A 3867-nucleotide genomic window follows, 5' to 3' on the forward strand; every position below is an offset into this window, starting at 1 on the left:
CATGATTGGTGCACCGACGGTATCGGTGCCACCCGCTCCGGCGTGTCGCCCAGGGATCGCAGGCGCGTGTGGCTTGGCGGCGCACCAGCCCAGCGCCATCGTGCCGTCGCGCCAGCGCATGACATTGCTCCCCTGATCACGACAGATCGAGATCATGCTCTCGATGGCTTTGGTTGAGCGAAGCGTGCGCGCGAGCGGTACGTGGGATGCCGAGGCGGAGCACGGTCAGGGTCTCAGTCATGCCCTCGCGTAGGCTGGCCCGCGGCGCCGGGGGTTGGGGTGCAGTCCAGCTCGTTCGGCGGCCAGCGCCAGCGTGGAGTCGGCGTGATGCGCCCGCCGCAGCCGGATCGCGCCAAGCACCACCAGGATCGGGGCGCCTTAACTGCGAAACTGGATCGAGGCCGAGGAACGCGACACGGCATCGGCCGGGGTCGGACGCCGATGATTCCGCGGTCGATGCGGCCGAACTTCGTCGGCTCAGCCAGGAGAACGCCGAGTTGCGGCGGGCGAATGATATAGAGGACGAGTGCTCGCCTGATGCTGACGGCTCAACCCTGGCTCTCCGGCATCGTCACCACCAACCCGTCGAGCTCCGCCGTGACTAGGATCTGGCACGAGAGCCGAGAGTCTTCGTCCACCCCGTCCGCATACTCCAGAAGTGCTTGTTCGGCCTCCTTGGCTTCCTCCACCTTATCCCGCCATTGCACACCACCGTGGATGTGGCAGGTGGCGCAGGAGCGGTTGCCGCCACACTCGGCGTCGATACCGGGGATGTTGTTGCCTATTGCCCCCTTCATCACCGAGGTCCCGACCGGTACGTCTACGACGTGTTCTGTTCCGTCGTACTCGACGTACGTAATTTTCGCCAACCGTCCCACTCCCTCCCTCTCGACGTACTCGGATCGCATCCGGACCAGATGTGCCCCGCAGTCACGCGGCCACGTCTGTCATCCGCACTGCCGAGTCGGCGAGCTTGTCCACTCGGAGGGCCGACGGCTCGCAATGAGCTTTTTACCCATGATTAATTCCGCCGGTGAGTTGATCGCTTCAACAGCCATCAAGCGGCTGCCCTTCAGATGGAACACCGCGAACTGGCCATGTGTCTTGTCGCCTCTGACGACGAGTGCGTCGGTGTCACACACCAGGCCGGCGATCTGCAGCTTGTTTTCGTATTGATCTGACCAGAACCAGGGCACCTCTGGGCGAGGGATAGCACGTCCGGTGATCGCAGCGGCTGCCTGCTTGGCCTGCTCGACTAGGTTCGGCACGCTCTCCAAGCGGAACGAGCGATTGTACAGCGCCACGGGGCGCTGGGAGACGTCACCGATGCAGGGGCTCGGCAGAGTCGCGGTGAGTAGGCATTGACCTGCGGCGACACGCGATCAAGGGTGCGAGTGCGGGCACGGCCCTTGTGGTGATCTTGCGGTTCTCACACCAAGCTTGATCATCGGAAGAGAGCCGTGCCCGCGTCTGCATCCTTGTCGATCGCTGCTGTCGCTGATCAGGTGGGCGGGGTGGAGCTCCCCGATCCGGTCGCGCTCGCCGCGGGCCTGCGGGAGGTGTTGGCCCAGGTCGTGGACCCACGCAAGCGTCGAGGTGTCCGTCACGGGCTGGTGGTGGTGCTCACGGCGACCGTGTGCGCGGTGGTGGCCGGGGCGCGCTCGTTCGTCGCGGTCGCCGAGTGGGTCGCGGACCTGCCCGTCGAGGTCGCGGCCGTACTGGGGACGGCGCGGCGGTGCCCGTCGGAGGCGACGATCCGTCGGCTGTTGGGGAAGGTCGATGCCGACCGCTTCGACGCCGTGCTCGGCGCCTTCGTGCAGGATCTGTGCACCGATGTCGCCCCGCCGGTCGGCGCCGGGTGCTGGCAGTGGACGGTAAGACCCTGCGCGGCTCCCGCCACACCAGCCGCGCCGCCACCGGCGAGGTCGGCGAGGGGGCGGGTCGGCATCTGCTCGCGGTGATCGACCAGCACCAGCCGTGTCGTGCTCGGGCAGGTCGCGGTGGAGGGCAAGACCAGCGAGATCACCTGCTTCACGCCGTTGCTCGACACTCTGACCGGCGTCGATCTCGCCGGGGCGGTGATCACCGCGGATGCGTTGCACCCAACGCGAGCACGTCGGCGACCTCGTAGCACGGGGCGCGCACTGGGTGCTGACCGTGAAGGGCAACCAGCCCCGGCTACGCCGCCAGCTCGCCGAACTTCCCTGGCGGCAGGTCACCGAAGGCCATCGCAGCGCCGAGACCAGCCACGGCCGCTGGGAGATCCGGGTACTGAAGACGGTCACGATCGCCGCGGGAATCGCGTTCCCGCACGCCCGCCAGGCCATCCAGATCGTCTGCCGCACCCGCCCGAACTCGGCCCGCACCGGGAAGAAGGGGCGGTGGCGCACCGAGACGGTCTACGCGATCACCGACCTACCCCCGCACCAGGCCCGCCCCGAGGAGCTGGCTGCCTGGATCCGCGGGCACTGGCAGATCGAGAACGGCCTGCACTGGGTCCGCGACGTGACCTACGGCGAGGACCTGTCCACCATCCGCACCGGCGCCGGCCCCCAGGTCATGGCCACACTGCGGAACCTCGCGATCAGCGTGCACCGTCTCACCGGCACAGCCAACATCGCCGCCACACTACGACATCACGGCCGAGACCCACTCCGGCCGCTGCAACTACTCAGGATCATCTGACTTTGCTGACCCCCTGCTTATCGGGGTACTTCCTCGGTGCTGGCAACAGAGCCTTCCTTCCTTCCTGGTTCTCAAGATCGAACCAGTCATCAAAGACTCCGGAGAAGCAGGGGAACCTCATCAACCGTGCGGTTTGTTCGCGCGCTGCACGGGTAGCCAAGCGCCCGCTGCCGCCCGGTGGCCTGACCACGAGCGGGCCGTCCGAGAGAGGAGAAGGATAGGTCATCCTTGGCAATTAGCGTGTTCACTGCTGGTCGTGAGGCTGAATTGTATGCCACCTGAAGTAAGGCATCGAGTCGAATTGCTTGGCACACCGGCGCTGCTTCGTCAAGCAGTACTAATGATGAGCGGCGCACCGTCGACCTCCCCGATTGGCGATATGACGTAGACGGAGCGACCTTCGGGATGGGGGTGCGGAACGACAAATGTCAGTGTCCGATTGGTTGAGCCTACTCGGCCTACTTGTAGCCGTCGTCGGGTTCGCCTTTACTATTCTTCAGGTGATGCGCACTGCGCGAGCAGCCGAAGCTGCAGAACGGGCCGTTCGGCGAACTGAGCAGCGCCTGCTGATCAATCACCTGATCATGCTCCTGCCTGAGTTCCGATCCATCGAGAATGAGCTCGACGAAGCTTCGTCGCAAAACGATCGAAAGCAGGCCATTCGCGCCCTGGTTGCGTACAGTCACATAGCCTACGAGGTGGCGGCCTTGCTGGGTGGGGCCGAAGGCCTGGACCCCACCACCAGCGAGTACATCGAACGTCTGAAGGCATCCGCGAGGACGGCGGCGCGAGCCAAGGCGGCGCTCGTGACTGATTCTGATCTGAACGCACTGATTGCCACCAGGGAATTTCGCGAGGAATTGACCGAACTTTCCGCATACATGGGACTTCTTGTTGGGCGCTTCAGGTTTCAAGTGGAGCATTGACGCCTCTCCGGTTTTGACCGGGCAATCTTGGATTGAGCTCGTCCGGCGCGCTTGAATGAAGGCGGCCCGCAGCTCCTTGATCCTGATTGTGTCTTGGAGCAGCGAGAGGAGAGCCGCGGGAGCAATCGTCAAGGCCTGTGGATGAAGATCTTTTAGGCAGCTGTCCGGTTAGGGGTGTTCGTCGGGTCGTTCGACACCGCGTAGAGTGAGGGTCTCGCGTGAGTCGATCATCGCATTTGAGGACGCGGCCACAGCA

5 protein-coding genes and 1 pseudogene are annotated in these 3867 nt (G+C 64.8%); 3 read left to right on the forward strand and 3 right to left on the reverse strand.

Annotated features, from left to right (window positions below; all coding sequences use genetic code 11):
* Positions 1-75: 75 nt before the first annotated feature.
* From HF519_RS29435 to HF519_RS29445, 3 genes and pseudogenes are all read right to left on the reverse strand, one after another.
* Positions 76-345: pseudogene (locus tag HF519_RS29435) on the reverse strand (IS256 family transposase); the annotation flags it as partial.
* Between the two features lie 203 nt (positions 346-548).
* On the reverse strand, positions 549-908 hold the full coding sequence (locus HF519_RS29440) for a 2Fe-2S iron-sulfur cluster-binding protein (protein WP_246245418.1): 360 nt from the start codon (positions 906-908) through the stop codon (positions 549-551).
* Positions 909-947: 39 nt separating this feature from the next.
* On the reverse strand, positions 948-1304 hold the full coding sequence (locus HF519_RS29445) for an oxidoreductase C-terminal domain-containing protein (protein ID WP_211170761.1): 357 nt from the start codon (positions 1302-1304) through the stop codon (positions 948-950).
* Between the two features lie 210 nt (positions 1305-1514).
* Between HF519_RS29445 and HF519_RS30725 the strand changes: the two genes are divergently transcribed.
* The 3 genes from HF519_RS30725 (at position 1515) to HF519_RS29455 (ending at position 3611) form a co-directional block, all read left to right on the forward strand.
* On the forward strand, positions 1515-1961 hold the full coding sequence (locus tag HF519_RS30725; protein WP_211170762.1) for a transposase family protein: 447 nt from the start codon (positions 1515-1517) through the stop codon (positions 1959-1961).
* A gap of 130 nt (positions 1962-2091) precedes the next feature.
* The gene (locus tag HF519_RS30730) at positions 2092-2685 is read left to right on the forward strand and encodes an ISAs1 family transposase (protein WP_211170763.1); all 594 of its coding nucleotides are present in this window, start codon (positions 2092-2094) and stop codon (positions 2683-2685) included.
* A gap of 500 nt (positions 2686-3185) precedes the next feature.
* Complete coding sequence (locus HF519_RS29455; RefSeq protein WP_169416231.1) at positions 3186-3611, forward strand: hypothetical protein; 426 nt, start codon at positions 3186-3188, stop codon at positions 3609-3611.
* The last annotated feature ends 256 nt before the right edge of the window (positions 3612-3867 follow it).

This window comes from Pseudonocardia bannensis (genome assembly GCF_012911875.1).
In the GTDB taxonomy this organism is placed as follows: Bacteria; Actinomycetota; Actinomycetes; order Mycobacteriales; family Pseudonocardiaceae; genus Pseudonocardia; species Pseudonocardia bannensis.

Excerpts from the sequence above, each read along its gene's own strand:
- HF519_RS30730 (WP_211170763.1), top strand. The coding sequence starts at position 2,092 with ATGCGTTGCACCCAACGCGAGCACGTCGGCGACCTCGTAGCACGGGGC.
- HF519_RS29440 (WP_246245418.1), bottom strand. The coding sequence starts at position 908 with ATGCGATCCGAGTACGTCGAGAGGGAGGGAGTGGGACGGTTGGCGAAA.